Genomic DNA, 23,136 nt, shown 5'->3' on the forward strand with positions numbered 1-23,136 from the left:
TCCGGCAGGTTGCTAAGCACCATGCCCATCATATGTCTGCCGCTGTTTGCGCATGTTCCCGTTGGAACTCTGCCAGCAGCCTTGCTTGCTCTTCAGTCAGAGCCAGGTTTTCCAGAAGTTCAGGTCTTCTAAGCCAGGTTCGGCCCAGCGACTGCTTCAGGCGCCAGCGCCGGATTTCAGCATGGTTCCCCGACAGTAAAACCGGCGGTACTTCCATCCCTTCCAGCACTTCCGGCCGCGTATAGTGCGGACAGTCTAGCAACCCATCGGCAAAGGAATCTTCAGTTGCCGAAGCTTCATGGCCCAGCACGCCCGGAATGAACCGGGAAACCGAGTCAATCAACGTCATTGCCGGTAACTCGCCGCCGCTGAGTACGTAATCGCCGATTGACCACTCTTCGTCAATTTCGGTCTGGATTACGCGCTCGTCTATCCCCTCGTAACGGCCACATACCAGAATCAGCTTCTGGTTGGTTGCCAGTTCGCAAACGCCGCTCTGATCGAGCTTGCGTCCCTGAGGCGACAGATACACAACTTTCGCGCCCTCGCCTGCCGCGGTTCTGGCTGCGCTGATGGCGTCCCGTAACGGTTGCACCATCATCAGCATTCCCGGTCCGCCGCCGTAAGGACGTTCATCCACGGTACGGTGCCGGTCGTGCGTAAAGTCACGTGGACTCCAGCACTCAATGCTCAGCAGGCCATTTTTCACTGCCCGGCCAGTTACCCCGTAATCGGTAATCGCGCGGAACATCTCAGGAAACAGGCTAATGATGCCAATCCACATAGCGCCGTCTTATTACCGTTAATCCGGAGGTTTAAAAACCAGGATCCCAGTCTACTTCGATAGAACGAGTAGTGAGATCGACTTTCTTGATAACCTGCCCATCGAGGAACGGAACCAGCCGCTCCTTGATTCCAAAAGCATCTTTCAGGTTGGCCTTAATGACCATAACGTCATTAGACCCGGTTTCCATCATATCAATGACTTTTCCCAGGTCGTACCCTGCACTGGTCACTACCTGGCAACCGATAAGGTCTTTCCAGTAATAGTCACCCTCGTCCAGAGCCGGCAATTGCGCCGCATCCACCACAATTTCACAATTGGTAAGGAGATTCGCCGCATCACGATCGTCAACGCCCGTAAGCTTAACGATGATGTCCTGATTGTGATGGCGCCAGCTTTCAATCTCAAGCTGTTGCCACTGGCCGCTACGCTGGATAAACCAGGGTTCGTAGTCGAAAATGCCTTCGGACTCTTCGGTGGAGGAGAACACTCTGAGCCAACCACGGATACCGTAGGGGGAACCCAATTTACCCAGAACAATCTGGTCAACCGGCACCGCCGCGGCGTGTTGCTTGCTCATCATGACCACCGTGACAGATTAAGCTGCTTTTTTTGCTGCTTTGATCAGCGCTGCAACGCGATCGGAAATGGTCGCGCCCTGGCCAACCCAGTGCTCAATACGATCCAGATTCAGGCGGGTGCCCTCTTCTTTTTCATTGGCGATGGGGTTGAAGAAACCTACGCGCTCAATGAAGCGACCGTTGCGAGCATTACGGCTGTCGGTGACGACAACCTGGTAGAACGGACGCTTTTTCGCGCCGTGACGTGCTAAACGAATAGTTACCATAACATCCTCTTGTGTGAATAAAACAACCGGGCCCCATCGAGGAACGGAGCCCGGCGTCATATTAAAAGCCCGAAAATTTTACTCATTTCTGCACAGAAAGCAATTCATATTACCTGTAGCGCTTTGTGCCAACGGCCTTTGCGCGTCTGACAACAGCGTTTTGAACGGTACGCCTGGCATTAAATGTCCGCCCGCCGCGCATATAAAGAAAAAGGCCGGCAAACGCCAGCCTTACTACGCCTGTTTCTTACAAGCGCTATGTAAGAGCGACGCTGTCGCAGCCAGTTTGGATACGGCGCGCGCCCTCTGCGTACGCGCAGCTCGTAAGGAGGACAAGCGCGCCCCGGTTCAAAGCGGCTAACAAGACAGACCGAACGTTTAAATCAGCGCCCCGGAAAGCCGGGGGGCATCATCCCTTTCATCCCGCGCATCATCTTCGCCATACCGCCTTTTTTCATTTTCTTCATCATGCGCTGCATATCATCAAACTGCTTAAGCAGACGGTTGACGTCCTGCACCTGCAGGCCGCACCCGGCGGCGATACGACGTTTACGAGACCCTTTGATGATGTCCGGGCTGGCGCGCTCCTTAAGCGTCATGGAGTTGATAATCGCCTCCATGCGTACCAGCACCTTATCGTCCATCTGAGATTTTACGTTATCGGGAATCTGCCCCATGCCCGGCAGCTTACCCATCAGGCTCGCCATACCGCCCATGTTTTTCATCTGCCTGAGCTGGTCAAGGAAATCATTGAGATCAAACCCATCGCCTTTCTTAAGCTTTTTCGCCAGCTTCTCTGCCTGCTCGCGGTCAACTTTGCTTTCGATATCTTCGATAAGCGACAACATATCGCCCATGCCAAGAATACGCGACGCGACGCGGTCAGGGTGAAACGGCTCCAGCGCTTCGGTTTTCTCCCCCACGCCGAGAAATTTAATCGGCTTGCCGGTAATATGGCGAATAGAGAGCGCCGCACCGCCGCGCGCGTCGCCGTCTACTTTAGTCAGTACAACGCCCGTCAGCGGCAGCGCTTCATTAAACGCTTTTGCGGTGTTGGCGGCGTCCTGCCCGGTCATGGCATCAACAACAAACAGCGTTTCCACCGGATCTATCGCGGCGTGAACCTGCTTGATTTCATCCATCATCGCTTCATCAACGTGCAGGCGGCCTGCGGTATCTACCAGTAGCACATCGTAGAATTTCAGCTTTGCCTCTTTCAGCGCAGCGTTGACGATATCTACCGGACTCTGACTTACATCAGACGGGAAAAAATCCACCCCAACCTGCTGCGCCAGCGTTTCCAGTTGCTTAATCGCCGCAGGACGATAGACGTCCGCCGACACCACCATGACTTTTTTCTTCTGCTTTTCAAGCAGGAACTTACCGAGCTTACCTACGCTTGTGGTTTTACCCGCTCCCTGTAACCCCGCCATCAACACAACGGCTGGCGGCTGCGCTGCGAGATTAAGCGCGTTGTTCTCCTCGCCCATTGCCAGCACCAGTTCGTCACGCACAATCTTGACGAACTCCTGACCTGGCGTCAGGCTTTTATTGACTTCATGGCCAACCGCCTTTTCTTTAACGCGGTTGATGAATTCACGCACAACGGGCAGCGCAACGTCTGCTTCAAGCAACGCCATGCGTACTTCACGCAGCGTATCTTTGATGTTGTCTTCGGTGAGGCGCCCACGGCCACTGATATTACGAAGCGTGCGCGAAAGTCGGTCAGTTAAATTATCAAACATGGTTTCTTGCCTGAGGTGATGATTTAAGGCCGCCGCAGCGACGCAATTCAATTTAGGGCCGAGTATATCATGTTGCTAACGCTGTGTGATGTAAGCAACGGTTGGAGCAGACAGCGCGTGACGTTATACTGCTTTTCTGAAATTCTCAGCATACAAACGACACCTGCATATGCCTGTTTTTGCACTTATTGCGCTCGTCGCATACTCCTTCAGCCTGGCGCTGATCGTACCCAGCCTGTTGCGAAAAAACAGCGGCTGGCGTCGTTTTGCGCTGATTTCGGCGCTGGTCGCGCTCATCTGTCACGGCGTGGCGCTTTGGGGACGTATCTTTACTGGCGGCGGACAGAACCTGAGTTTACTTAACGTCGGCTCACTGGTCAGCCTGCTAATCTGTACGGTTATGACCATTGCCGCATCGCGCAACCGCGGCTGGGTGCTGCTGCCTGTGGTTTACGCCTTTGCGCTCATTAACCTCGCGCTCGCCTCCTTTATGCCCAATGAATACATTACGCATCTTGAAAAAACGCCGGGCATGATGGTGCATATCGGGCTGTCGCTTTTTACCTACGCTACGCTCATTATCGCCGCGCTTTATGCATTACAACTGGCCTGGATTGATTATCAACTTAAAAATAAGCGCCTTTCCTTCGGTAGCGTCATGCCGCCGCTGATGAGCATTGAGCGCAAGATGTTTCATATCACTCAGGTTGGCGTGGTGCTGCTCACGCTGTGTACCGGGCTGTTTTATCTACAAAATCTGTTTAATCTGGAAAATCTGGATAAAGCGATTCTCTCCATTCTGGCATGGTTTGTTTACATCATACTGCTGTGGGGCCACTATCATGAAGGATGGCGCGGTCGTCGCGTCGTCTGGTTTAATTGCGCAGGCGCGCTGCTGCTAACGCTGGCCTACTTCGGCAGTAGGGTATTACAGCAGTTAATCCGCTAATCCTATCTCTGGAAGGACACATCGTTGGAACACATCTCAACCACCACGCTGATCGTTATATTGATCGTCATGGTGATGATTTCCGCCTATTTTTCCGGTTCCGAAACCGGAATGATGACGCTCAACCGCTACCGCCTGCGCCACCTGGCGCGCCAGGGAAACCGCGCCGCCCGCCGCGTAGAGAAACTGCTGCGTAAACCAGACCGTCTGATTAGCCTGGTCCTTATCGGCAATAACCTCGTCAACATCCTTGCCTCCGCGCTTGGCACTATTGTCGGAATGCGCCTGTACGGTGATGCAGGCGTCGCTATTGCAACCGGTATTCTCACCTTTGTGGTATTAGTGTTTGCTGAAGTTCTGCCAAAAACCATTGCTGCGCTATACCCGGAAAAAGTGGCCTACCCAAGCAGCGTTCTGCTGGCGCCGCTCCAGGTGCTGATGATGCCGCTGGTCTGGTTGCTGAATATCATTACACGCATTCTGATGCGCATGATGGGGATAAAAACTAACGTAGTGGTAAGCGGCGCGCTCAGTAAAGACGAACTGCGCACACTGGTTAACGAATCGCGCTCGCAGATTTCACGTCGCAACCAGGACATGCTGTTATCCGTACTGGATTTGGAAAAAATCAGCGTTGACGACATCATGGTGCCACGCAACGATATTGTCGGCATCAATATTAACGATGACTGGAAATCCATCTTACGCCAGCTTAGCAGCTCGCCTCACGGCCGCATTGTGCTTTACCGTGAATCGCTGGACGATGCCATTAGTATGCTGCGCGTACGCGAAGCCTGGCGACTTATGTCAGAGAAAAAGGAGTTTACTAAAGAGACGATGCTGCGCGCTGCCGATGAAATTTATTACGTCCCGGCGGGCACGCCGCTAAGCGTGCAACTGGTAAATTTCCAGCGCAATAAAAAGAAAGTGGGGCTGGTTGTGGATGAATACGGCGATATTCAGGGGTTGGTTACCGTTGAAGATATACTCGAAGAGATAGTCGGCGACTTCACTACATCCATGTCGCCGACGCTTGCCGAAGAAGTAAGGCCGCAAAACGACGGTTCCGTCATTATCGAGGGCAGCGCCAACGTGCGCGAAATTAATAAGGCCTTCAACTGGACGCTGCCCGAAGAAGATGCCCGCACGGTAAACGGTATGATCCTCGAAGAACTGGAGGAAATTCCGGTTGCCGGCACCCGAGTGCGTATCAGGCAATATGATATTGATATCCTGGACGTACAGGAAAATATGATTAAGCAGGTGCAAATCCTGCCGGTGAAGCCGCTGCACGAAAGCGTAAGCGAGTAATCCAAACCCTGCGCAGGCGGGGGCCAGATTAATGACAAAGCGGGCAAAAACGTAATCTTGCCCGCTTTTTTGCGATCGGATGAAAATCAACGCCTTGATTTTGCATAATTTAACTATCAGGCGCTTCGGTCAAAACCCGTATGGGCTGGAGTTTGTTATCAGCCGCAGTCCTGAAACCATTGGCAAGCGCCAAACCGAACGCTTTACGCCTGAAGCCTCAGAAACCATTGGTGGTTTTTCGGCCGCCGGGAGCAAAGAAGGAAAAGCCACATTTTCCCTCTTTGCCGCCAATCCTCCCCCCCTGCGAAGGGGAGACAGAAATTAGCCTTTAGCTTTAGCAACCGACACCATCGCAGCGCGAATCGTGCGGCCATTCAGGGTATAGCCTTTTTGCATCACCATCAGAACATGGTTGGGGGAAACCTCTTCAGTCTCCACCATCGCGATAGCCTGATGCACATCCGGATTAAACGGCACGTTAACATCGCCTACCACTTCAACGCCAAACTTATGCGCGACATCAAGCATTGACTTGCGGGTCAGTTCGATACCTTCGATCATTGCAGCCATGCTGTCACCGTCTTTATCAGCCACTTCCAGCGCACGATCGAGGCTATCGAGCACTGGCAGAAGCTCGTTTACAAACTTCTCCAGCGCAAACTTATGCGCTTTTTCTACATCCTGCTCGGTGCGGCGGCGCAAATTGTCCATCTCAGCCTTAACGCGCAACAGTGCGTCACGCTCACGCTCCTGGACCTGCGCTAACTGCACTTCAAGATTCGCGATGCGTTCATCACGCGGGTCTACTTCTTCAGCAGGCTCAACGACTTCCATCTCTTCGTGCTGATCCATTACGCTCTCTTCTGAGACTTGCTCGTCCGTATGCTTCTGTTCTTTACTACTCATGAAAATCTCCGCGTTTCTTTAGCTTTCATCTCTCAGATTCGCTTATTATGGGGATCAGTTCGTGGGATTCAAGAGACGCTGGCAGATTGTGGAACCCATACCCTGTTATAAGGATCGCAGGAAAATGAATAAACATTTCAACTGTATCGGTATTGTTGGGCATCCACGCCATCCTACCGCGTTAACGACGCATGAAATGCTGTGGCGCTGGCTGAGCGATGCAGGTTATGAGGTTATCGTCGAACGGCAAATTGCGCAGGAATTACAGCTTAAACAGGCAAAAACCGGCACACTGGCGGAAATTGGCCACCAGGCCGATTTGGCTGTGGTTGTGGGCGGCGACGGCAACATGCTTGGCGCCGCGCGCGTACTGGCGCGTTATGATATCAAAGTTATCGGTATTAACCGCGGCAACCTTGGTTTCCTGACCGATCTCGATCCGGATAACGCCCAGCAGCAACTTGCCGATGTGCTTGAAGGGCACTATATTACCGAGCAGCGTTTTTTACTGGAGGCGCAGGTGTGCCGCCGCGACAACCCGAGGCGTATGAGTACGGCCATTAATGAAGTCGTGCTGCATCCGGGTAAAGTGGCGCACATGATTGAGTTTGAAGTGTATATAGATGAACGTTTCGCCTTCTCTCAGCGCTCAGATGGCCTCATTATCTCTACGCCAACCGGCTCTACTGCTTATTCGCTTTCCGCAGGCGGCCCGATCCTGACGCCGTCGCTTGACGCGATAGCGCTGGTGCCGATGTTTCCCCATACGCTCTCAGCACGCCCGCTGGTTATTGACAGCGGCAGTACTATCCATCTGCGTTTTTCGCACACGCGCAACGACCTTGAAATTAGCTGCGACAGCCAGATAGCTCTGCCAATTCAGGAAGGCGAAGACGTGCTGATTAAACGATGCGACTATCATCTGAACCTGGTACATCCTAAAGACTACAGCTATTTCAACACGCTAAGCTCAAAGCTGGGCTGGTCGAAAAAATTATTCTGAACCACGCCCGCCTCTTTACTGTACAAAATACCAGTATATACTGTATGAAAATACAGACCTGAATTTTATACAGGAGAGCGGCCATGCTGGCACAACTTACTATCAGCAACTTCGCAATCGTTCGCGAGCTGGAAATAGACTTTCAGCGCGGTATGACCGCAATTACCGGTGAAACTGGCGCAGGTAAATCTATTGCCATTGACGCGTTAGGGCTGTGCCTGGGCGGCCGCGCCGAGGCGGATATGGTGCGCCCCGGCGCGGCGCGGGCCGATCTTTGCGCACGCTTCTCCCTGAAAGATACGCCCGCAGCGCGGCAATGGCTGGAAGAAAACGAGCTGGAAGACGGCAGTGAGTGCCTGCTTCGCCGCGTCATTAACGCAGACGGGCGCTCACGCGGCTTTATCAACGGCACCGCCGTTCCTCTCTCTCAACTACGCGAGCTTGGTCAGCTATTGATCCAGATCCACGGCCAGCACGCGCATCAGCAGTTGCTGCGCGCCGATCACCAGAAAAAATTGCTCGACGGCTATGCCGGCGACAGCGAACTGTCTGAGCAGATGGACGCATGCTATAAGCAGTGGCATCAGAGCTGCCGCGAACTGGCCCGCCATCAGCAGCAAAGCCAGGAGCGCGCCTCTCGCGCCGAGCTACTTCACTACCAGCTCAAAGAACTTAATGAATTTGCGCCACGTGCCGGCGAATTCGAGCAAATTGAAGAAGAATACAAGCGGCTGGCGAACAGCGGCCTTCTGCTAACAACCAGCCAGCAGGCGCTGGATATTCTTGCCGATGGGGAAGAAAACGCCATTCAGAGCCAGCTTTACAGCGTACGCCACCTTATTACCGAGCTGGCGGGTCTGGATGACAGGCTGTCAGGCGTGCTGAACATGCTTGAAGAAGCAACAATACAAATCAGCGAAGCCAGCGATGAATTACGCCATTACAGCGACAGGATGGAGCTTGATCCTAACCGCCTGTATGAGCTGGAACAACGCATTTCTCGTCAGATAAGCCTGGCGCGTAAGCATCACATCGCGCCAGAAGCGTTACCTGCCCTGCACCAGCAGATGCTGGAGGAGCAGCGTCTTATTGACTCGCAGGCTGACGACCAGGAAGCGCTAATGCAGGCTGTTGCCTGCCGCCATCAGCGTGTACTTGAGGTAGCGCACAGGCTGCATGAAAGCCGGGCCAACAGCGCACGCGAACTCACGCAGCTTATCACCGAGAGTATGCGCACGCTTTCCATGCCGCACGGGCAACTTCATATTGAAGTTAGCTTCAGTGAAACACATTTGACTGCCGAAGGCGGCGACCGAGTGGAGTTCCTTGTGTGCACCAACCCCGGGCAGCCTCTTCAGCCACTGGCGAAAGTCGCCTCCGGCGGCGAACTGTCACGCATAGCGCTGGCAATCCAGGTGATTACGGCGCGTAAAATGGAAACCCCGGCGCTTATTTTCGATGAAGTCGACGTCGGCATCAGCGGCCCTACCGCCGCTGTAGTAGGAAAATTGCTGCGTCAGTTGGGCGAATCTACGCAGGTAATGTGCGTAACGCACCTGCCGCAGGTTGCAGGCTGCGGCCATCAGCACTTTTTTGTCAGTAAAGAAACCGATGGCGAGATGACCGAAACGCGCATGCAGCCGCTTGATAAACGCGCCCGGCTTCAGGAACTGGCCCGTCTGCTCGGCGGCAGCGAAATCACGCGCCATGCGCTTGCCAATGCCAAAGAGCTACTGGCCGCCTGAGAAAAAATGTGCGCCGCTTCCGGCGGCGCATCGAACAAATAATCCCCGCCCCGCTTTATGCGCAACAAAATCCCCCTTTTGGCTCATTTTTTTACCTGCAAAAACCATACTCTGGCGCGTTAAGGTTTTAAACTCCGCAAAGGTTTATTATCATCGTTGGATACAAGTAAGCGCCACGAACCGTTCGGGCCAGAAAAGGAATAAAATCACTATGCGCTGTAAAATGCTAACTGCTGCCGCGGCGGTTCTTCTGATGTTCACTGCGGGCTGTTCTACCCTGGAAAAAGTGGTTTATCGTCCTGATATCAACCAGGGAAACTACCTGGCTGCAAATGATATCTCCAAAATACGTGTTGGCATGACACAACAGCAGGTTGCTTATGCGCTGGGCACGCCGATGGTCACCGATCCATTTGGCACCAATACCTGGTTTTACGTTTTTCGCCAACAGCCCGGCCATGAGAATGTCACCCAGCAAACGCTAACGCTCACCTTCGACAGTAACGGCGTGCTGACAAATATTGATAATAAACCTGCCCTGAAGTGATAAATCGATTATAGAAACAATCGATTATAGAAAGGAAAAAAGGCGCTAACGGCGCCTTTTCTGCCGGCATTGAGCCTGGCTATTTATTCGCTGAACGCTCCGCACGCTGGCGCCGCAGCGCTTTTGGGTCGGCCACCAGCGGACGGTATATCTCTACCCGATCGCCATTGTGTACGATATCCCCCATCTTTACCGGGCGGCTGTAAACGCCTACTTTATTGTGTTCCAGCGAAATATCTTCACGCAGTTCAAGCAGACCAGAAGCACGAATAGCCTCTTCCACCGTAGCCCCCTCGTGCAACCTCACTGTACGAAGGTACTGCTTTTCAGGTAGCGCATAGACAACTTCAACACAAATCTCAGCCGACACGATAAACCTCTTTGGCTCGGGTGGTAAAAGCCTGAACCATATTTGACGCCAGTTCCTTAAACACACGGCCAAACGCCAGTTCTATCAACATATTCGTGAATTCAAAATCAAGGTGGAATTCAATGCGGCAGGCATCCGAACTTAATGGAGTAAACTTCCAACCCCCTATCAGCTTTTTAAACGGCCCGTCTACCAGTTGCATCAGAATGCTCTGGTTACGGGTCAGCGTATTGCGGGTGGTAAATGTTTTGCTAATCCCGGCCTTTGCAACATCTACGGCAGCCGTCATTTGCTGCTGTGAAGATTCAAGTATGCGGCTTCCCACACAGCCTGGCAAAAACTCAGGATAAGATTTAACATCATTCACTAACTGATACATCTGCTCGGCGCTGTAGGGCACAAGCGCCGTGCGGCTAATCTGCGGCATACTATTTCCTGTCCGTCATGCAACCTTACAATAGTAACATTTCTCAAACAGCAAAGAAAAACTCCGTAGCAAGACATGCTAATATAGCTCACCTGCCCCAACACCAGCAGGATGGGGTGCGTTTCATGACTGGATTACGTATACTGAGCGGCACTATGACAAAGAAAAAAGCACACAAACCCGGTTCTGCCACTATTGCGCTCAACAAACGCGCACGCCATGAATACTTTATCGAAGATGAGTATGAAGCAGGCCTCGCTCTTCAGGGCTGGGAGGTAAAATCGCTGCGCGCGGGTAAAGCGAATATTGGCGACAGCTATGTCATTATGCGTGACGGCGAGGCCTTTTTGTTTGGCGCCAACTTTACGCCGCTGAGCGTCGCGTCTTCTCACGTGGTTTGCGATCCTACTCGCACGCGCAAACTTCTGCTTAACCAGCGTGAACTGGATACGCTTTACGGGCGTATTAACCGTGAGGGCTATACCATCGTTGCGCTTTCGCTTTACTGGAAAAACGCCTGGTGCAAGGTCAAAATTGGTGTCGCAAAGGGTAAAAAACAGCATGACAAACGCACCGATCTCAAAGAGCGCGAATGGCAACTGGATAAAGCGCGTATTATGAAAAACGCGGGGCGTTGATATCCGACAACTGCTGCCAGGCGGCAGTTGTCTTTACGCAACATATCTTCCCGCCATCATGCCGTTTATTCGCTTATCAGCCTCTTTGCTTACAGCACAATGGCGCTAAACGGTTCCACCACTGAATTCTCACCGTATGCCAATAGCCCATTCTCACCGGTAAAATTTGTGGTATACTACTGACTTACTTTGGGGCTGATTCTGGATTCGACAGGATTCGCGAAACCCAAGGTGCATGCCGAGGTGCGGTAGGCCTCGTAAAAAAACCGCAAAAAAATAGTCGCAAACGACGAAAACTACGCACTCGCAGCTTAATAACCTGCCGAGCGCCCTCTCTCCCTAGCCTCCGCTCTTAGGACGGGGATCAAGAGAGGTCAAACCCAAAAGAGATCGCGTGGATGCCCTGCCTGGGGTTGAAGCGTTAAATCTAATCAGGCTAGTTTGTTAGTGGCGTGTCCGTCCGCAGCTGGCAGGCGAATGTAAAGGCAGGACTAAGCATGTAGTACCGAGGATGTAGGAATTTTGGACGCGGGTTCAACTCCCGCCAGCTCCACCAAATAATGATCCGGACACGTCCGGTGAAGTACGAAAAGCCCGCATGGCACAAGCCCTGCGGGCTTTTTTGTATCTGTTGTTGTCCGAGAACATCCGGCTAAATCCGGTGATTATTGGTATACGTTTAGGTATACGGTAGGATGTATACCTTAAAGCGTATACCAATTCATGAAGGAGCGGCCACAATGGCACGGACAACACGCCCCCTGACCAACACCGAAGTTCTGCGCGCTAAAGCGTTAGAGAAGGATCTGACGCTGCATGATGGCGATGGGCTTTTCCTGATAGTGAAAACCAGCGGGAAAAAGCTCTGGCGTTTCCGCTATCAACGACCGGCAACAAAGCAACGGACAATGATGGGACTCGGTGCCTTTCCCTCCCTATCGCTTGCTGATGCCCGAGGGTTAAGAGCTGATTACCTTGCCTTATTAGCCAACGGAATCGACCCGCAAATTCAAGCCGAAGTTGCGGAAGAACAGCAGCAAATCGCGCTGGACAGCATTTTTTCAACGGTCGCCGCGAACTGGTTCCAGCTCAAAAGCAAAAGCGTTACCCCTGATTACGCAAAAGACATTTGGCGCTCACTGGAGAAAGATGTATTCCCTGCTATCGGTGAGATCCCTGTTCAGCAAATCAAAGCCCGGACACTAGTTGAAGCTCTTGAGCCAATCAAAGCTCGTGGGGCGCTTGAGACTGTACGTCGGCTGGTGCAGCGCATTAACGAGATAATGATATATGCCGTAAACACTGGTCTGATTGATGCGAATCCTGCATCAGGTGTTGGGATGGCCTTTGAAAGGCCCAAAAAGCAAAATATGCCGACACTACGACCAGAAGAATTGCCAAAACTCATGCGCGCTTTGGTAATGTCAAATCTCTCTATTTCGACCCGATGCTTAATTGAATGGCAGCTCCTGACGCTTGTGCGCCCTTCTGAGGCCTCCGGTGCTCGTTGGGCAGAGATCGATCTCGATGCAAAGCTCTGGACTATTCCAGCAGAACGGATGAAGGCCAAGCGAGAGCACATCGTTCCTTTATCTCCTCAGGCATTGGATCTTCTGGAAGTTATGAAGCCAATCAGTGCCCATCGTGAATATATTTTCCCTAGTAGAAATAATCCAAAGTTGCCCATGAATAGCCAAACAGCGAATGCAGCTCTTAAGCGAATTGGTTACGGTGGTAAGCTTGTTGCACATGGATTGCGTTCGATTGCTAGTACGGCAATGAATGAACAAGGTTTTAATTCAGATATAATTGAAAGTGCTTTAGCTCATGTAGACAAAAATGAAGTGAGACGAGCATACAATAGATCGATTTATTTAACGCAAAGAGTTGAACTAATGCAGTGGTGGGGTAAATATGTTTTACCCCACATAAGTCATTAGTCCTCTACAGGAGTTCCTAACGCTGTTTTAAACCCCCCATTTAGGAACTCCTCATTCATTGACAAGCTATCAATTAATGCTCTTTTCCAGTGATTTAATCCAAACCTTTGAGTATAGTTATCTCTTGTACGTTTTAATAACGCTCTCAGCCCTTCCTTTCCAGATGCGTCAAATGTCATCTCAAACGACACAAACATGCTACCTAAAAAATCATTTGCTTCAGCCACCAATCTATCATTTAAATTAATACGTTCTATCTGAAAACATAAAGAATCATAAACATCCTGACTAAATTCAGGAACTTGCTCTATAGAAAATGATATTGAAAGAGCTGAATTATTCATTACTGTATTTGCGATAAAAAAAACTACTGTAGGCTCTTCAAAGTAATATAAGTGTAAAAAACCAACCCCATCCCTTGCAACCGCAGTTCTTTTTTTGTTATTGCATTTATGGCAAGTAGGAATTAAATTCCTTGCGTATATGGATAAACAATGGTATTTAGACTCTGGTAGATAATGATCTAAATCAGTAGTAGCTTCGATACCACACAACGGACATTTTTTAGCATTTAAGAATAAACGCGCTCTCAAATCAGACAGACGGCCTTTTTCTTGAACTTCAGCATAACATGCTTTTAAAGCATCTTTTGTACCTGCACTGATCCTTTCCCCTTCCAAAAATATATGCGGCAAGCCTCTATTTTCATGATAAAAATCATATATCTGTTCTAATTCATCCTGTTCCCCCTGGAGTAAAGTATACTTAGGTGAACCATTTTTATATGTCAAAGCTGTGGATAGCTCATCTAATCTTCCATTGTCATCAGGCAATGATAATTTCCACATATCATTCCACCTTAATCGCTAACTTAGATAGTATGTAAGATCGAGCTTGAAGACTTAACCCTTGGTCAAAACAAGACTCAATAAGTTCAATTGCATTATCATGAGCTTGATATGTTTTTATAAGTTTATCAAGTTCATCATGGTAATCTGTCACCTGTGATGTTAGTGAAAATACAGTCGATGTTATAGAACCAATATTTTCGCCAAAAGTCTCAATTTCAGGCCTCTGAAAATCTATTAAACTACCACTTCTAGTTATAATATTCACGTTCTTACTAAGTGTTTCCTGTACAACGACAGGAGAGTGTGTGGCTACAATAGCAAAAGCATCAACCTTATTAAGAATAATTCTCATAGCACTCATAAGAACAGCCAATAATGGTGGGTGAAGATGAGTCTCGGGCTCGTCAAAGAATACAAAACAGCGTTTTTCGGCATATAAAATTATATGCAGCATTGAATGCAAAACAAATTTATGTCCTGTACTTAAATTATAAAAATAAGCTTCAGGGTTTTCAGAAAAACTATCATCAAGTATATCATCTACAATAGTTGAGATAGATGCTTCTTCTTTTAACTTTGATAATACACTATGCAGGGTTTTATTTTTAGAATCATCTTGTTGAATTTTAACATATGCATCATTAAATTCTTTACTTAGAACCTCTAAGGGTTTTAAAATGGTACGTTCTTGACGCTCCGAAGAAATATAGATATCTTCTATGTCAGTATCGCTATATTGTTGCAGTTCAATCTCCAATTCCGCACATACATCTCTTACACCACAATATATATAACGTCCTTTTCCTTTTGCTATGTCATTCTTTAGTTGAACTTTTTCTTTATAAGTTACGCCGGGAATTTGGAAACTATCAAATGCACTATAAGATAAATTAATTATTTTAGGAAAACCGAGTCCTTCTGGATAGATTTCCCCAATACTACTTATAATTTCTTTCTTTCTATCTTGAGTCGATGAGAATGCTACTTTAGATAATCGTGCTAATGTTGTGCTTTTACCTGAACCGTTACGCCCGACTATTACAGCCATACGGCATGGTAACTTTTGATAATTAAAAAAACCATATTGTTCAGAATCAAAATCCAACTTCAAAGAATTTAACATTTTCTCATGAGAGAATTCAAACCTAACATCAATACTCGGAATAGATGAAAAATTGTGCTCTAAAATATATTTCGGCAAAAGAAATATATCATCATCATCTTTCAAATCCCTCATTACTGAAGAAGTCCACACGTTTTCATCTTTAAAACCTTCCGATTCATAATCAAATAGGTTGATGTCACGTAAAGAAGTCAGAATAGCATTTCTAACTTCATTATTAAGTTTAGAGAGTCTTGTGTAGTAATCCAATGATTGCCCAACAGAACAATATTCTGAACTTAAAGATGATAGTTCACCAAGTTCTACCATGTATGAGTAATCAGCCACCTGCCCTTTTTTGATTATTTTGACGGCACCAACATATTCTATTTCATCAGAACCAGTCAGTTTCTTCGTTAGATAAAGATGATATTTTGTAATGTAACTATAATCATTCCAATCATCCCGCTGCAAAATTATTTCATAATCTGTACTATTAGCTGGCGAGTCTTTCCTTGAATGAGGAGTAACATATATCTTCATATAGTACCTTAGTTCCCAATGAGTCGACGTTTACTTCAAACGATCTACTGTTTTACGTTGAATATTGCAACTACTTACATTCGTATTCGCGCGCAATGCTCTCCCCGCCCCGCCTGCCCGCTTAAGGGGTCGCTTTTAATGCAGGTGCATGAATGGCCTCATAGCGCGGCAGTGCTGGCGCTGGCGGGGGATTCAGTGTCGGTAAAACGCATGCAAAACCATGCACCTTATGCATGCATGGCTTTTTTACGTAAAAATGGCGGGATTTTCGGGGATTTTTGAAAGGACTACTGCGCAGCCAGTTCTGCACGGCGGCGGGTGTAAATCAGGTTCTGTGCAGGTGTGAATTTTTCACGACTATCATCGCGCGAAGCCGTGTCAGGCCTGAATCCGATGGCTGTTAAAATGTCATTATCCTGCACCGAATTATTAATTTTTTCACCGGCGGCCAGCCAGACCTGCAGCGCCTCACGCAGATAGTCGACCGAGTGCTGCATGGCGCAGCGCTGAACGGCGGAATGTTGCCCGGAATAATTCATCAGCTCCGGGGCAAGGGCGGCGGCCAGCTCCGCGCCATGCGCCTGCATAAAATCATTTAATCGGTCGCGGATGCTGATGCGCTGCACCTCCTCATGCGAGCGGATATAACGCCCGGCAGCCTGGTTAATTTCCCACTTTTTCACGTCGATAATCTCGCGCAGCGTTTGCAGGCTCCGGCCGCTGTGGCCGCTACCGGCAAGCTGTTCGCGGTATGCCTGTTCGGCCTGCATCAGTTCTTCCCTGCGTTGCAGCCAGGCGGATTTATTTGTCTGACAGGCCTCAAAGGCTTTCTGTAGCGTCAGTGTGGTCACGTAAGTTTCTCCTGATGACTGGTCGTGCTTACGCACCGGCACGGTTAACGGTGGCTGCCGGTTCGGACGCAGGAATGACCGGCTCTGTCGGGGGCGGACAGATAATCCCGTCAACGGATTCAAGCGTGCGGAAAGTTGCCGAGCACTCGATATTCACGCACTGGTGATAGCGCTGTTTAACGTTCTCTGACAGATAACGACTGGTGCGGGCGTGTGCACTGGTTTTGCAGAACGGACAGTGAAACATACTTATGCCTCCGCCTTAGTGCCGTCATTTTCAGACAGCTTTCTGGCGAGCATCATTCTCTTCGCCGGGCTGCGTAACAGCTCCATATCTACACCGGTAATCTGCGGCCGGTGCATGCCCGTCACGGCGAGTACCGGCTCCTGCTTCATATCGAAGTGATACAGACTGCCCTGACGGTTGAGGGCATCACGCAGCTCGCCGATGGCCACGGACTGCGGTGCACTGTCTCCCTTCATTTCGAGGGCGCGAATGCGCAGCAGGAAAGCACGAATGAGCGCGACGGGAACAGCATTGATAGCCTGAGCCCATTCCGCACCGGCATAAGCGGTAAAGACATCGTCATGCGCTGACAGGTATTTACTGGCGGTGGAGCAGGCATTCAGCATGGCGCGTGTCCGGTCGGTCTCCAGCTCCGCAATCAGGCCGATGAACTCGTCGGCCAGCTCGCGACTGGCGATACGCTTGCTGTGCTCAGCTTTCATTTCAGGGGTGAGATTGCCGCGCAGAGTTCGGAAGCGACTGCGCCAGTCCTGCTCCGCCTCTGCACTCTCACTTAGGGCGGTCTGCCGCTCCTGCTTACAGCGTTCAATGGACGTATCAATCTCTTTCAGTTCCTTCATGCTGGCCGCATGTGTGTTTCTGGCCGCAGTGAATGCGCTCAGCTTGTCTGTGATGAGCTGGCTGCTCTCTGCGGACTGTTGGGCGGCTACATTCTGCAGGGGGGTAATGACTGTTTCGGGTTTCATGTTCAGGCTCTCCGTGTGTTCAACCTGAAATGATTCTGCCCTTCATCACACAACATCTCGATTGATTGCAGTTGTGGCAGTTCTGGCACAAACAGCACTCAAAACCCGGCTTGCCAGAGAAAGGTCTCAGCAAAACCTTGCTCATCGTTTGTTTTTTTACTTATAACTATTCACCACTGTTCACCTTAAATAAAAATATAAGAAATACAGTAAGATAAAGGGTGAACAGTTGAGGGCATGACTGTTCACCGTCTGTTCACCACTGTTCACCCTCCTGTTTTGCTCTGTCTATACCACTTAGACTTTATTTCGATTAAAAATGAAAAACGTATAACTAAAAGCAATAGAAATTGCTGCATTGTAATGCAGTGATTTGCATATGTTTGCCAGCGTTTTCCTTTGTTTGCCATAGCGAAAAGTCAATGTTTGTTTCCCCAAAAATCTCACATGACCTGAGGAAAAATATAGACATAATAAGGAGCTACCCGAAGCCGGACGGACATGACCGGCACTGTATGGACTTTGTGAGGTAGCCCGATGCACACCGCTTTTTCTTCCCCGTCTTCTGCCCCTGCCGCGCCGCTGATGCCGATTTCTGATGCCGTTCACGAACGCTTTATCCGCCTGCCTGAAGTGATGCACCTGTGCGGTCTGTCCCGGTCGACCATTTACGACCTCATCAGCCGGGAGGCTTTCCCGAAACAAATCTCCCTCGGCGGTAAAAACGTGGCGTGGGCGCAGTCTGAAATCACTGCATGGATGGCGGATCGCATTGCCGAACGTAACCGGGGCTATGACGCATGATGATGACCGTTCAGCAAACACCCCCTTTTTCTGGCTTGCTTCTTTTCGCCGTTTCCAGGTATAGTTTTCACGCTGTCGCAAAATCGGCAGCCGGGATTTGCAGCCCGTGTAACTCAATGGCGACACCAGACGCGCCATGCGTCTTTTTTTTCGTCGTAGCTCAGACACACCCATTTTTCGGGCTGTGGTGTTTACACCGTGGCTCCTGTCAGATAATGGTGGTTCGGGCGGGGCAGCCTTCGGGCTGGCCGGTATCCATTGAGGCCGGTACTGCAAACCCTGTCCGGGCCACCACCCATGAGATTTGCAGCTCCGGTGGTGGCGATAACCGCTACTCAATGGAGGTTGCCCTTATGGCTACGACCCTCACCCCGTCACACCCGCAATTCGTCTTTGTGTTTGCCGCCGTTCGTCGCGCAGACCTTAAACCCCGCATTTGTATGCTTCGCACCGTTGCCGGTGATGAACACGCCGCACGCCTTTCCCTCGTTCGCGATTACGTCCTCTCGTTTGCTGGCCGTCTGCCGGTTGCGGAGGTGCGCGCATGAGACACACCACCATTACCGCCCGTGACCTCGAATGCCTTGAGCACATGCGCAATGTCGGCCAGCTCGTCAACGAACTGATGCAGGTGCAGGACTGCGCCACCGTTCGTCGTGCCCCTGCGCAGCAGTTACAGCTCACCTCCGTGATTTACCTTATGACCGCCCAGCTCGACGGCGTGGTCGAACGCTGCAATCAGCGCTGGCTGACCGGGGAGGGCAACGTATGAAAAAGCCATTACCGCCCGTATTACGCGCCGCGCTCTATCGCCGCGCCGTGGCCTGTGCATGGCTGACGGTATGCAAGCGTCAGCGCCGCTACCCAAACCTCACCCTCGACGCGCTGGAAAGTGCGATTGCCGACGAGCTGGAGGGCTTCTACCTGCGCCAGCACGGCGAGGAAAAAGGGCGTCAGATTGCCTGTGCACTGCTGGAAGATTTAATGGAAGCCGGACCACTCAAGGCCGCGCCCTCACTGTCCTTTCTCGGGCTGGCCGTGATGGATGAACTCTGCGCCCGTCACATTCAATCGCCTGTTGTGCACTGAGGGAGAAAATAACGATGAAAATGAACGTAACGGAAACCGTAAAACAGGCGTGCGGCCACTGGCCGCGTATTCTCCCGGCGCTGGGTGTGAAGGTGATTAAAAACCGGCATCAGGCCTGCCCGGTGTGCGGCGGCTCTGACCGCTTCCGCTTTGACGATAAAGAGGGGCGCGGCACATGGTTCTGTAACCAGTGCGGTGCGGGTGACGGTCTTAAGCTGGTCGAGAAAGTGTTCGGCGTGACCGCATCAGAGGCCGCCGGAAAGGTGAACGCCGTGACCGGCAACCTGCCACCGGTTGCCTCCGAAGTGATTGCGGCCGCAGAGGCTGAAACCGAAGCAGACCGCAAAGCGGCGGCCGCGCTGGCCGTCAGACTGATGGAGAAAACCCGCACGGCCAGCGGCAACGCCTATCTGACCCGCAAGGGATTTCCCGGTCATGAATGTGTCATGCTGACGGCCACACATAAAACCGGCGGCGTGATGTTCCGCGCCGGTGATGTGGTTGTCCCGCTGTATGACGATACCGGCGCACTGGTTAACCTTCAGCTTATCAATTCTGAGGGGCTCAAACGTACCCTGAAAGGCGGGGCGGTAAAAGGAGCGAGCCATACCATCGAAGGGAAAAAACAGGCCGGAAAACGCCTGTGGATTGCAGAGGGCTATGCGACCGCGCTCACCGTGCATCACCTGACCGGTGAAACCGTCATGGTGGCGCTGTCGTCCGTGAACCTCCTTTCTCTGGCGAGCCTTGTCCGTCAGAAACACCCGGCCTGCCAGATTGTCCTCGCCGCAGACCGTGACCTTAACGGCGACGGCCAGAACAAAGCCGCTGTGGCCGCAGACGCCTGTGAGGGCGTTGTTGCCCTGCCGCCGGTGTTTGGTGACTGGAATGATGCGTTTATGCAGAACGGCGGGGAGGCCACGCGGAAAGCCATTTATGACGCCATCCGGCCACCGGCGCAAAGTCCGTTTGATACCATGAGCGAGGCGGAATTTACCGCCATGAGCGCCAGCGACAAGGCTCTGCGGGTGCATGAGCATTACGGCGAAGCGCTGGCCGTGGATGCGAACGGCCAGCTCCTGTCCCGTTATGAAGCAGGAATATGGAAAGTCGTTCAGCCGTCCAGTTTCGAACGCGACGTAGCCGGGCTTTTCCAGCGCCTGCGTGCCCCGTTCTCGTCGGGGAGAATCACCTCAGTGGTGGAGACGCTGAAGCTGATTATTCCTCAGCAGGCCGCACCGGCACGCCGTCTGATTGGCTTTCGCAACGGGGTACTCGATACCCAAAGCGGCCTGTTCAGTCCACATCATAAATCGCACTGGCTGCGTACGCTGTGCGACGTGGATTTTACCCCGCCGGTGGAAGGCGAAATGCTGGAGACTCACGCGCCGAACTTCTGGCGCTGGCTCGACCGTGCTGCCGGTAGCAGACCAGAAAAACGCGACGTAATTCTGGCCGCGCTGTTTATGGTGCTGGCGAACCGTTACGACTGGCAGCTCTTTCTCGAAGTCACCGGTCCCGGCGGGAGCGGGAAAAGTATTCTGGCCGAAATCGCGACCCTGCTTGCCGGAGAAGATAACGCCACGTCGGCCGATATCGACACGCTGGAAGACCCGCGCAAGCGTGCATCCCTGATTGGCTTCTCGCTGATACGTCTGCCTGACCAGGAAAAATGGAGCGGTGACGGTGCAGGACTCAAGGCCATCACCGGCGGCGATGCAGTTTCAGTTGACCCGAAATACCAGAACCCGTACTCAACACATATTCCGGCTGTGATTCTGGCCGTGAATAACAACCCGATGCGCTTCACCGACCGCAGCGGCGGCGTCTCCCGTCGCCGGGTGATCATTCACTTCCCGGAGCAGATTGCGCCGGAAGAACGCGACCCGCAGCTCAGAGATAAAATTGCGCGCGAGCTGGCCGTTATCGTGCGCCAGCTTATGCAGAAATTCAGCGACCCGATGACCGCGCGCGCACTGCTCCAGTCGCAGCAGAACTCCGACGAGGCGCTCAGCATCAAGCGTGATGCTGACCCGACGTTTGATTTTTGTGGCTATCTGGAAATGCTGCCGCAGACCAACGGAATGTTTATGGGTAATGCCAGCATTGTCCCGCGTAATTACCGTAAGTATCTCTATCACGCGTATCTGGCCTATATGGAGGCTAACGGATACAGGAACGTGCTCAGCCTGAAAATGTTCGGGCTGGGGCTGCCCATGATGCTGAAAGAGTACGGCCTGAATTATGAAAAGCGGCACACAAAGCAGGGGATTCAGACCAACCTGTCGCTGAAAGAAGAAAGCTACGGCGACTGGCTGCCGAAATGCGACGAACCCGCAGTTACATAACCTAACTCAGACCGGCTATAGCCGGTCTGTTACTTTAACTACCAACATAACGATTTACGAGATGTGTATAATGGTCGAATATTTCATCTGTTTTTCGAGAGGTAGGAAATGGATTACTTTCAGACTAGTGGGTTATTAATAAATATATTAACAATGTTAGTTGCCGTTGGCTCATCATGTATTAGCTACCTTGTTTACAAAGAGAGCACCTACCCAGATGTTATTGTTTACCTTGAACAAAACAATGAAGTCAAAACTGTTTTAAATATTGTAATTAAGAATATAGGTAAAAGTGCTGCAAAAGATGTAACCTTCAGTTTTAATGAAAATACCTTTAAGAATTCACTGCCTAATGGTGAGTATAGTGCGTTAACGAAAGGTGCATTGGTTTCAGGCATACCATTCCTTGCACCTGGTTCATGCAGGATATTGAGGCTTGGAAATTTCGCTGATTCGAAGAAGATTTTAGGTGACCACAAAATTAGAGTAACTACAACTTTCCGTAAAGCTAATAGCAAGAACCCTTTCGCAAAAAATATTACTAATGAAAGTTATATTGAATTGTTATCGTTGGCTAGGGTGGATGCCTCAGATAACAGTAATGAGAAAAAGATTGCTGAAAATCTAGCCAGAATTGAGAAAGCTTTGCTTAATATCAAAACACAACACTAATTAATCTGCGCCAGGATAGTCTTTCTTACCTGCAATTTATATTTTCTGCCATGAAGGGTGAACAATCTACTGTTCACCCTTCACCGTATGTTCACCCTTTATCACTATGAAATTATTGATAAAAAACAAGAGGTGAACAGTGTGAACAGTCAAGCCCAAAAAAACTTTTTATCCCCCCGCTCATCGCCTGACCGGGCACATCCAGAACGAGCAAAATCACAATGGTGAAGAGTCGACTGTTCACTCCTCACCAACCATTCACCACTTATCATTATGATATTAAAAAGAAAAAAACCGTGGTGAACAGTGTGAACAGTTAAATGCAAAAAAACTCTTTTTTGATGTGTTCCATTCAAAAAACAGGTTTGCTTAACCACAGGAAACAATGCAACAAATCGCCATTGGTATACGCTTAGGTATACCAATGAAAGTTGAATTGATAAATTACCAATAAAAACATAAATTTGATTGGTTTATTCAGACTCCGCCAGCAATTTTGATAGGCCAGGACAGGGAAAGCGCCCGGAAGAAGAAGAAATTAGCATTCTCAGCAGGACACCGGCCAGACAGTGATGAGACACAAAAAGATACGCAAAGAAGCTGCAGAACCTGCGTAACGAACAAGCCCGCTAATGCGCTGAGGAATCCCCAGTAATGGGCGGGTAAAAAAG

The 23,136-nt window shown here is 50.5% G+C and carries 27 protein-coding genes, 1 other RNA gene and 1 pseudogene; 16 read left to right on the top strand and 13 right to left on the bottom strand.

Translation table 11 applies throughout. From position 1 onward, the window contains the following. Positions 1-12: 12 nt before the first annotated feature. The 4 genes and pseudogenes from trmD to ffh all read right to left on the bottom strand — a co-directional run bounded on the left by trmD (position 13) and on the right by ffh (position 3,376). Positions 13-784: pseudogene (gene trmD / locus JJB97_RS14100) on the bottom strand (tRNA (guanosine(37)-N1)-methyltransferase TrmD). Positions 785-815: 31 nt separating this feature from the next. Next, complete coding sequence (gene rimM, locus JJB97_RS14105; RefSeq protein WP_238714665.1) at positions 816-1,364, bottom strand: ribosome maturation factor RimM; 549 nt, start codon at positions 1,362-1,364, stop codon at positions 816-818. A gap of 18 nt (positions 1,365-1,382) precedes the next feature. After that, positions 1,383-1,631, bottom strand: a complete 249-nt coding sequence (gene rpsP, locus JJB97_RS14110) for a 30S ribosomal protein S16 (RefSeq protein WP_238714645.1) — start codon at positions 1,629-1,631, stop codon at positions 1,383-1,385. Positions 1,632-2,014: 383 nt separating this feature from the next. Then, positions 2,015-3,376: a signal recognition particle protein gene (gene ffh / locus JJB97_RS14115; protein WP_238714646.1), complete on the bottom strand. Its 1,362-nt coding sequence runs from the start codon at positions 3,374-3,376 to the stop codon at positions 2,015-2,017. 169 nt (positions 3,377-3,545) lie between these two features. On the opposite strand from ffh, the gene JJB97_RS14120 reads away from it, so the two are divergent. From JJB97_RS14120 to JJB97_RS14130, 3 genes are all read left to right on the top strand, one after another. Continuing rightward, complete coding sequence (locus JJB97_RS14120; protein ID WP_238714648.1) at positions 3,546-4,325, top strand: cytochrome C assembly family protein; 780 nt, start codon at positions 3,546-3,548, stop codon at positions 4,323-4,325. A gap of 24 nt (positions 4,326-4,349) precedes the next feature. Continuing rightward, positions 4,350-5,636, top strand: coding sequence for an HlyC/CorC family transporter (locus JJB97_RS14125; protein WP_238714649.1), 1,287 nt, complete (start codon positions 4,350-4,352; stop codon positions 5,634-5,636). A 79-nt stretch (positions 5,637-5,715) separates the two neighbouring features. After that, positions 5,716-5,961: a hypothetical protein gene (locus JJB97_RS14130; RefSeq protein WP_238714651.1), complete on the top strand. Its 246-nt coding sequence runs from the start codon at positions 5,716-5,718 to the stop codon at positions 5,959-5,961. Here JJB97_RS14130 and grpE read toward each other — a convergent pair. Next, a complete protein-coding gene (grpE, locus tag JJB97_RS14135; protein ID WP_238714653.1) occupies positions 5,958-6,542 on the bottom strand; it encodes a nucleotide exchange factor GrpE in 585 nt (194 codons plus the stop codon). The genes JJB97_RS14130 and grpE overlap by 4 nt on opposite strands. A 124-nt stretch (positions 6,543-6,666) precedes the next feature. Between grpE and nadK the strand changes: the two genes are divergently transcribed. The 3 genes from nadK (at position 6,667) to bamE (ending at position 9,837) form a co-directional block, all read left to right on the top strand. Then, positions 6,667-7,545 carry an NAD(+) kinase gene (gene nadK / locus JJB97_RS14140; RefSeq protein WP_238714654.1) on the top strand — a complete coding sequence of 293 codons (879 nt, stop codon included), beginning with the start codon at positions 6,667-6,669 and terminating at the stop codon, positions 7,543-7,545. 83 nt (positions 7,546-7,628) lie between these two features. Then, a complete protein-coding gene (gene recN / locus JJB97_RS14145; RefSeq protein ID WP_238714655.1) occupies positions 7,629-9,290 on the top strand; it encodes a DNA repair protein RecN in 1,662 nt (553 codons plus the stop codon). A gap of 211 nt (positions 9,291-9,501) precedes the next feature. After that, positions 9,502-9,837 carry an outer membrane protein assembly factor BamE gene (gene bamE / locus JJB97_RS14150; protein ID WP_238714656.1) on the top strand — a complete coding sequence of 112 codons (336 nt, stop codon included), beginning with the start codon at positions 9,502-9,504 and terminating at the stop codon, positions 9,835-9,837. 79 nt (positions 9,838-9,916) lie between these two features. Here bamE and JJB97_RS14155 read toward each other — a convergent pair whose 3' ends face one another. Beyond that, the gene (locus JJB97_RS14155) at positions 9,917-10,207 is read right to left on the bottom strand and encodes an RnfH family protein (RefSeq protein WP_238714657.1); all 291 of its coding nucleotides are present in this window, start codon (positions 10,205-10,207) and stop codon (positions 9,917-9,919) included. Next, entirely contained in the window at positions 10,197-10,634 is a 438-nt protein-coding gene (locus tag JJB97_RS14160; protein WP_238714659.1) for a type II toxin-antitoxin system RatA family toxin, read from the bottom strand. Before JJB97_RS14160 ends, JJB97_RS14155 begins: the two co-directional genes overlap by 11 nt. Before the next feature lie 155 nt (positions 10,635-10,789). On the opposite strand from JJB97_RS14160, the gene smpB reads away from it, so the two are divergent. The 3 genes from smpB (at position 10,790) to JJB97_RS14175 (ending at position 13,212) form a co-directional block, all read left to right on the top strand. Next, complete coding sequence (gene smpB, locus JJB97_RS14165; RefSeq protein WP_238714666.1) at positions 10,790-11,272, top strand: SsrA-binding protein SmpB; 483 nt, start codon at positions 10,790-10,792, stop codon at positions 11,270-11,272. Between the two features lie 191 nt (positions 11,273-11,463). Beyond that, positions 11,464-11,828: a transfer-messenger RNA gene (gene ssrA, locus JJB97_RS14170) on the top strand. Positions 11,829-12,012: 184 nt separating this feature from the next. Next, positions 12,013-13,212: an integrase domain-containing protein gene (locus JJB97_RS14175; RefSeq protein WP_110915585.1), complete on the top strand. Its 1,200-nt coding sequence runs from the start codon at positions 12,013-12,015 to the stop codon at positions 13,210-13,212. Here JJB97_RS14175 and JJB97_RS14180 read toward each other — a convergent pair. Together JJB97_RS14180 and JJB97_RS14185 are read right to left on the bottom strand one after the other, a co-directional pair. Next, a complete protein-coding gene (locus JJB97_RS14180; protein ID WP_162790951.1) occupies positions 13,209-14,060 on the bottom strand; it encodes an HNH endonuclease in 852 nt (283 codons plus the stop codon). The genes JJB97_RS14175 and JJB97_RS14180 overlap by 4 nt on opposite strands. 1 nt (position 14,061) lies before the next feature. Further along, on the bottom strand, positions 14,062-15,708 hold the full coding sequence (locus tag JJB97_RS14185; RefSeq protein ID WP_180251390.1) for an AAA family ATPase: 1,647 nt from the start codon (positions 15,706-15,708) through the stop codon (positions 14,062-14,064). Between the two features lie 138 nt (positions 15,709-15,846). On the opposite strand from JJB97_RS14185, the gene JJB97_RS14190 reads away from it, so the two are divergent. Then, on the top strand, positions 15,847-15,990 hold the full coding sequence (locus JJB97_RS14190; protein ID WP_110915416.1) for an acetyl xylan esterase: 144 nt from the start codon (positions 15,847-15,849) through the stop codon (positions 15,988-15,990). A 5-nt stretch (positions 15,991-15,995) separates the two neighbouring features. Here the strand turns inward: JJB97_RS14190 and JJB97_RS14195 are convergent, their stop codons facing one another. The 3 genes from JJB97_RS14195 to JJB97_RS14205 are packed head-to-tail and all read right to left on the bottom strand — an operon-like array spanning position 15,996 to position 17,552. Continuing rightward, complete coding sequence (locus JJB97_RS14195; protein ID WP_234106124.1) at positions 15,996-16,559, bottom strand: phage polarity suppression protein; 564 nt, start codon at positions 16,557-16,559, stop codon at positions 15,996-15,998. A gap of 28 nt (positions 16,560-16,587) precedes the next feature. After that, on the bottom strand, positions 16,588-16,806 hold the full coding sequence (locus JJB97_RS14200) for an ogr/Delta-like zinc finger family protein (RefSeq protein ID WP_032643703.1): 219 nt from the start codon (positions 16,804-16,806) through the stop codon (positions 16,588-16,590). A gap of 2 nt (positions 16,807-16,808) precedes the next feature. Further along, positions 16,809-17,552: a capsid protein gene (locus tag JJB97_RS14205; protein ID WP_110915414.1), complete on the bottom strand. Its 744-nt coding sequence runs from the start codon at positions 17,550-17,552 to the stop codon at positions 16,809-16,811. A 537-nt stretch (positions 17,553-18,089) separates the two neighbouring features. Here JJB97_RS14205 and JJB97_RS14210 point away from each other — a divergent pair. The 6 genes from JJB97_RS14210 (at position 18,090) to JJB97_RS14235 (ending at position 22,465) form a co-directional block, all read left to right on the top strand. Beyond that, positions 18,090-18,356 (top strand): helix-turn-helix transcriptional regulator, encoded by a 267-nt coding sequence (locus JJB97_RS14210; RefSeq protein WP_137561653.1) that lies wholly within the window; start codon positions 18,090-18,092, stop codon positions 18,354-18,356. Beyond that, a complete protein-coding gene (locus tag JJB97_RS14215; protein ID WP_238714660.1) occupies positions 18,353-18,904 on the top strand; it encodes a host cell division inhibitor Icd-like protein in 552 nt (183 codons plus the stop codon). Before JJB97_RS14210 ends, JJB97_RS14215 begins: the two co-directional genes overlap by 4 nt. Further along, the gene (locus tag JJB97_RS14220) at positions 18,901-19,128 is read left to right on the top strand and encodes a hypothetical protein (protein WP_038421035.1); all 228 of its coding nucleotides are present in this window, start codon (positions 18,901-18,903) and stop codon (positions 19,126-19,128) included. The genes JJB97_RS14215 and JJB97_RS14220 overlap by 4 nt, the downstream gene beginning before the upstream one ends. Continuing rightward, entirely contained in the window at positions 19,125-19,445 is a 321-nt protein-coding gene (locus tag JJB97_RS14225) for a DUF5375 domain-containing protein (RefSeq protein WP_038878329.1), read from the top strand. Before JJB97_RS14220 ends, JJB97_RS14225 begins: the two co-directional genes overlap by 4 nt. A 14-nt stretch (positions 19,446-19,459) precedes the next feature. Next, a complete protein-coding gene (locus JJB97_RS14230; RefSeq protein ID WP_238714662.1) occupies positions 19,460-21,793 on the top strand; it encodes a primase-helicase zinc-binding domain-containing protein in 2,334 nt (777 codons plus the stop codon). A 108-nt stretch (positions 21,794-21,901) separates the two neighbouring features. Next, positions 21,902-22,465 carry a hypothetical protein gene (locus tag JJB97_RS14235; RefSeq protein ID WP_180251396.1) on the top strand — a complete coding sequence of 188 codons (564 nt, stop codon included), beginning with the start codon at positions 21,902-21,904 and terminating at the stop codon, positions 22,463-22,465. 477 nt (positions 22,466-22,942) lie between these two features. On the opposite strand, the gene JJB97_RS14240 is transcribed toward JJB97_RS14235, so the two are convergent. Continuing rightward, positions 22,943-23,136: hypothetical protein (locus JJB97_RS14240; RefSeq protein ID WP_238714664.1), on the bottom strand; the 194-nt coding region annotated here is incomplete at its 5' end.

Source organism: Tenebrionibacter intestinalis, from assembly GCF_016632365.1.
Lineage (GTDB): Bacteria > Pseudomonadota > Gammaproteobacteria > Enterobacterales > Enterobacteriaceae > Tenebrionibacter > Tenebrionibacter intestinalis.